General features: G+C 31.2%; 8 protein-coding genes. 3 read left to right on the forward strand and 5 right to left on the reverse strand.

What is annotated here, in order from left to right; genetic code table 11:
- Window positions 1-421 (forward strand): hypothetical protein (locus ACI3VO_RS05260; RefSeq protein WP_439756904.1); only part of this gene is annotated, 421 nt, incomplete at its 5' end.
- Window positions 422-452: 31 nt separating this feature from the next.
- Entirely contained in the window at window positions 453-1,031 is a 579-nt protein-coding gene (locus ACI3VO_RS05265) for a DJ-1/PfpI family protein (protein WP_439756905.1), read from the forward strand.
- 140 nt (window positions 1,032-1,171) lie between these two features.
- On the opposite strand, the gene ACI3VO_RS05270 is transcribed toward ACI3VO_RS05265, so the two are convergent.
- The 4 genes from ACI3VO_RS05270 to ACI3VO_RS05285 form a co-directional block, all read right to left on the reverse strand.
- Window positions 1,172-2,149 (reverse strand): arsenic resistance protein, encoded by a 978-nt coding sequence (locus ACI3VO_RS05270; RefSeq protein ID WP_439756906.1) that lies wholly within the window; start codon window positions 2,147-2,149, stop codon window positions 1,172-1,174.
- Between the two features lie 118 nt (window positions 2,150-2,267).
- Complete coding sequence (locus ACI3VO_RS05275) at window positions 2,268-2,642, reverse strand: thioredoxin family protein (protein ID WP_439756907.1); 375 nt, start codon at window positions 2,640-2,642, stop codon at window positions 2,268-2,270.
- Window positions 2,643-2,702: 60 nt separating this feature from the next.
- Window positions 2,703-3,716: a permease gene (locus ACI3VO_RS05280; RefSeq protein ID WP_439756908.1), complete on the reverse strand. Its 1,014-nt coding sequence runs from the start codon at window positions 3,714-3,716 to the stop codon at window positions 2,703-2,705.
- A gap of 83 nt (window positions 3,717-3,799) precedes the next feature.
- Window positions 3,800-4,117, reverse strand: a complete 318-nt coding sequence (locus ACI3VO_RS05285; protein ID WP_439756909.1) for an ArsR/SmtB family transcription factor — start codon at window positions 4,115-4,117, stop codon at window positions 3,800-3,802.
- Between the two features lie 172 nt (window positions 4,118-4,289).
- Between ACI3VO_RS05285 and ACI3VO_RS05290 the strand changes: the two genes are divergently transcribed.
- A complete protein-coding gene (locus ACI3VO_RS05290; RefSeq protein WP_439756910.1) occupies window positions 4,290-4,703 on the forward strand; it encodes an arsenate reductase ArsC in 414 nt (137 codons plus the stop codon).
- A 54-nt stretch (window positions 4,704-4,757) separates the two neighbouring features.
- Here the strand turns inward: ACI3VO_RS05290 and ACI3VO_RS05295 are convergent.
- Window positions 4,758-5,308 (reverse strand): DUF2703 domain-containing protein (locus tag ACI3VO_RS05295; RefSeq protein ID WP_439756911.1); only part of this gene is annotated, 551 nt, incomplete at its 5' end.

A 5,308-nucleotide genomic window follows, 5' to 3' on the forward strand; every position in this document is an offset into this window, starting at 1 on the left:
TAAATTTTTTACTTTTGGTGGAGCAGAGTCAATGGATAAAGCCTTTAGACAAGAGAGGATTTCTTGGTGGAGAGACGAAGAATGTACACCGGAGCAAGAGGAGTATGCACTTGAGAATTTAGAAAAGCATGGGAATCAAGTGGATTTTATATTGACTCACACGTGTGCGGTATCGACTTTAAATGAATTGTTTCAAATGAATTACGTCTACAGTAGACAGTACGATGCGCAAAATAAGTTTTTAGAAAGAGTAAAGCAAGAAGTAGATTATAAATACTGGTTCTTTGGTCATATGCATAAAGACTGTAGAATTAATGAGAAAGAATTTTTAGTATTTAATAAGGTGCTGAAATTGGATGACATTCAAAATGAGGATAGGGAAAATCCATATAAAAGATTTAGTTTTTCTGATAGAATATAAGTAAATATAGTTTTTACAGGGAGGTCTTTAGATGAAAGTATTGTTGTTTTGTGCAAAGGGTTTTGAAACGATGGAATTTAGTGTATTTGTAGATGTGATGGGATGGGCTAGAAACGACTACAATTACGATATACAAGTGGAAACATGCGGATTTATGAAAACAGTTGTGAGTACGTTTAATGTTCCTATAATAGTTGATAAAACTATTGATGAAGTAAATGTAGAGGATTACGATGCGCTTGCGATTCCAGGTGGATTTGAGGAATTTGATTTTTATGAAGAGGCGTATGATGAAAAGCTTTTAGAGTTGATTAGAAAATTTGATTCTCTAGGAAAAATAATTGCTACGATCTGTGTTGGAGCACTTCCATTAGGTAAAAGTGGTATACTAAAAAATCGCAAAGCAACAACTTATCATTTAAGAGATGCATATAGACAAAAAGAGCTAGCTACATTTGGTGTCGATGTAGTGAATGAGCCTATTGTAGTCGATAAAAATGTAATTACATCTTATTGTCCAGAAACTGCCTCTGGTGTAGCCTTTAAATTACTAGAGATGTTGACATCTAAGGAAGAAATGGAAATTGTAAAAAGGGCGATGGGATTTTAAGAAATTATGGGGACAGTTATTACACCTATTTCAGAAAACTTGTAAGAATTTGCGAAACTAAGTAGAAAATCTTGTTAAGGAAGTTCGATAATTATAGATAGACCTACCTGCATTATGTAGATAGGTCCTATTTGGTTTTATTAATATTCATCAAAATTTATTTCTTGTTTTTTTCTTATACCCAATAAAATTCTAGCAATTAAAAATAAAACTGGTAATTCTATTAACGGTCCTATTATAAGAGCCAATGATATTAATGGTTTATCTGGAAATGTTGCTACAGCGATTGCCAAAGCTATTGGTGAATTTCTAGCTAAAGTGGTCAAGTGTAAGGAAACATTATCCTCATAATTTAATTTCATTAATTTCCCAACTATTCTTACCACTATAAAATTAATTATAAAGAACAACAATATTGGAACTAGTAAAATTAATAGTACTTGAAGGTTTTGTAAAAGTATTTTTCCCTGTGAAGCAAACATACTTACTATAGCTGCATTTAAAAAATATCCTTGATAATCGCAGGCTTTTGAAGCAACTTTTTCTTCAAAATCGTCTTTTCCTATTTTGTTTACAATAATTTTTCTAACAATAACAGCGCACATTAATGGTATTATCAAAGTGGATATAACACCTTTAACTAAGTTAATAGTATCTATATCTACACTACTTCCAGCTATTAATAAAACATATACAGGTAACAACACTAATTGTAGGATTAAATTTAATGGAAGTATAGATGATCCAAGAGCTACGTTGCCCTTAGCAATTCCAGTAAATATTAAATACCAATCAGTACAAGGAGTAACCATTAGCATAATATATCCTATTAATAATTCAGGCTGATTTCCTAAAAATAATCTACCTAAAATAAAAATAAGAAATGGTGTCCATATAAAGTTTATAGCTACTGCAGTCAATGTGAATTTTAAATTTTTGAATGAATTTACTATATCTTTTAATGGTATTTGTAAAAATACTAAAAATAGCATAATCATTAAAAAAGGTGTTATCAGATATTCTGAATATGTTTGAATAAATTCAATTTGACCTATTAATATTCCTATTACAACCATAAATAAAATTATAAAACTTTGAAACTTATTGACACTTTCCATTAACCTATTCCCCCTTTTATATTTGATTTTTATTAAGAATGATACTCATTTATTATAAACTATCATTATTATTTTTGCAAATTTAGAATAGGCTAATATTTGTTTTTAAGTTATCCTACTAATAACCCAGCTTGTAAAGTAATTTTTCTACATCAGCAGTTTTTAAAACTTTTCCCATAGAGACGATTTTTTCATTTACTACGATAGCTGGCATACTCATTACACCATAAGCCATAACTTTTTCCATATCTGTAATGTACTCTACCTCTACAGCAAGACCCATTGCTTTTATAGCGGATTTTACATTTTCGTATTGTTCATGACAAGATTTACATCCTGCACCTAATACTTTAATACTAGTGATTTTACAACTTTCTCCATTGCAGCAACAAGAATCTGAAGATGCTTCAAAAGTCTTTGAATTTCCATTACAACAGCAAGAAGGTGTTTCTACCTTTTTTTCTTTTTTCTTTCCAAAATTAAATAATCCCATAATAAAATCTCCTTTCATTTATTGAATTTATTTTTATGTTTAAAATATAAACATCGTCAATTATATAAAAAGATACTGTAATGCATTAAACATATAACCAACTAAAATAATACCTATAGTACAGATTGCAATAAATACACCTAATAATTTTGGCTTTACTGCTTTACGGAGCATGATAATAGAAGGCAAGCTAAGTGTCGTTACAGCCATCATAAAGCTCAATATTGTTCCAAGCAGCGCTCCCTTTGAAAGTAATGCTTCTGCAATAGGAATTGTTCCAAAAATATCTGCATACATTGGAATTCCAACAAAAACTGCAAGAATAACACCAAATGGATTGTTGCTTCCAAGTACCATTTGAATCAAATCTTCTGGAATCCAATTGTGAATAATTGCACCGACACCTACACCTACAAGTATGTAAGGGAATACTTTTTTAAATGTTTCAATTACCTGTTCTTTTGCATAGATTAGACGGTCATTTACTGTAAGATCTGGAGATTCAATATCTACTCCACTGGCATTTCTAATAAATTCTTCTACGTAATTTTCCATGTGCATTTTTTCAATTAGTGTTCCGCCGACTACTGCTATAATTAAACCGACAATCACATAAACTACTGCAATTTTAGTTCCAAATATACTCATAAGAAGCACTAAGCTTCCTAAATCAACCATTGGAGAAGAAATTAGGAACGAAAAGGTCACCCCTAATGAAAGTCCTGCACTTGTAAAACCGATAAATAATGGAATTGAAGAGCAAGAGCAAAATGGCGTTACTGTTCCAAGTAAAGCGGCGATGATATTGGCCCCTATTCCATGAAAGCGTCCTAAAATTCTTTTACTGCGTTCAGGTGGAAAATAGCTCTGAATATACGAAATTATAAAAATAAGGAAACATAATAAGACAGTAATTTTAATCACATCGTAAATAAAAAACTGTACACTGCCTCCTATACGAGAAGAAATATCTAAACCTACAGATGAAAGCACATTGCCAATCACCCCGTTTAGCCATTTCATTCCTAATACTTGTTCTTGAATAAATATTCCTATGGATTTTAATATTTCCATAACAAATCTCCTTTCATATTGATATATTTAAAAATATCGAAATGTTTTTTATAAATTAAACCATCCTTTATAGATGGCTCAATTTATTTATTACAACATTCGTCGTCAGGTTCTATAAACTCATTTAGTGTGAGTTGTTGCTTTAATAACATTTGTGCATGTTTTGCACCTTTTTCATCAATAGAATAATGTACCCATTTTCCTTCTTTACGACCAATAACAACTCCTGCATCACATAAAATTTTCATATGATGAGAAAGTGTAGATTGTGTAATATGCAATTCATCTAGTAGCTTACAAGCACATTTTTCTCCACTTCTAAGAAGCTCTAAAATTTGAAGACGATTTTCATCACAAAAAGCTTTAAAGACTCTTGAAATCTCTTTATATGAAGTTGCCATTTACTTCACCTCACATTTATAAATTTCTATTTATCTTTATTATATTCATATATCGATAAATGTCAATATGTTATGATTTATTTAATTAAAATATATTGACATTTATCGATATGAACAATATACTCTATGTATTAATAACATAGAAATAATACGAAAGGATAGTTTTCAAAATATGAGTGATAAAATCAAAGTAGCATTTATTTGCGTACACAATTCATGTCGCAGCCAAATTGCCGAGGCACTTGGAAAATATTTAGCTTCAGATATTTTCGATAGCTACTCTGCAGGAACAGAGACAAAGCCAAAGATAAATCAAGATGCTGTTAGGTTGATGAAGGAAAAATATCAAATAGGCATGGAGAAAACGCAGTATTCAAAATTGATAGATGATATACCAGATGTCGATGTTGTAATCACTATGGGCTGTAATGTTAGCTGTCCTTATCTTCCATGCAAATATAGAGAGGATTGGGGACTAGAGGATCCAACAGGAAAAGACGATGAAGAATTCGAAAAGGTTATTGAACAGATACACAAAAATATTTTGCAATTAGCTGATAAAATTAAAAATGGCGTTCTATACTAAAAATACCCCTATACAGTGAATTTTAGATTGTATAGGGATATTTAAAAAATAATATTAGCAGCATCCTCCGTCACAGCAACAGCCAGATGATTTATTTTCTTTACCTTCATAAAAACGTATCAAATTATCTGGCACCTCATAATCAGTGCAGCAGCAATCTGTATTTTGAGAAAATACTGTTTTAAGAATATTTTCTGCCAGCATAGCCTTTGGAGGAACTTCATAGCTCTTACCTTCATATTCAAAAACACGGCAATCGACCGCAGTACCACTTATATCTCCACAGCATTTGCAATCATTTTCGCTTACAGAATCACATATATCTATTCCATTTACGCGAATAGTTGGAGAGGATAAGAATTTATATTTTTTAGCATCGTCGATTGTAGTCATCTCTATTTTTTGGTATTCAACTGTATAGCCGGCTAGCTCAAGTGTAGGTGTAAGTAAAGCTACGACTTCATCGAGAACCTTATCTGTTCCAACGCAACGATCACAAGTGACCAAGTCTAGATAGAGATATTCAATTAAAATTTTCTTTTCTTTTTTTACTGTGGTATCACAGCAATTACTTGTGCTACTGCAGCAGCATGATTCATTTGAGT

Origin of the sequence: Intestinibacter sp., assembly GCF_051866655.1 — a bacterium.
Classification (GTDB): Bacteria; Bacillota; Clostridia; order Peptostreptococcales; family Peptostreptococcaceae; genus Intestinibacter.